Genomic DNA, 302 nt, shown 5'->3' with positions numbered 1-302 from the left:
CGGCGCGAGGTGATCGAGCACCGCGGCATCACCGATCTGCCCCTGCCGCCCGAGAAGGGCGGCACGCTCGGCAAACCCCTCAAGCTGCTCACCCACCCGGTGCGCGACACCATCCCCGTGTACGTCGCCGCACTCGGCCCGGCCAACGTCCGGATGACCGCCGAACTGGCCGACGGCTGGCTGCCGTTCCTCTACGCGCCGGAACACGCCGCGCAGGTGTGGGGTCCGTCCCTGGCCGAGGGCGCCGCCAAGCGCGATCCCGCGCTCGGACCGCTGGCGGTCGTGGCGGGCGGCCTGCTCGC

At 74.5% G+C, this 302-nt stretch carries 1 protein-coding gene; it reads left to right on the top strand.

All coding sequences use genetic code 11. The annotated features are described in order from the left end of the window. A partial coding sequence (locus tag OO69_RS48550; protein ID WP_033287462.1) for an LLM class flavin-dependent oxidoreductase occupies window positions 1-302 on the top strand: 302 nt, incomplete at both ends.

Origin of the sequence: Streptomyces sp. NRRL F-525 (genome assembly GCF_000716605.1) — a bacterium.
Lineage (GTDB): Bacteria > Actinomycetota > Actinomycetes > Streptomycetales > Streptomycetaceae > Streptomyces.
The sequence above is the reverse complement of the archived record's forward strand: the minus strand, read 5'-3'. Positions and strand labels throughout refer to the sequence as shown.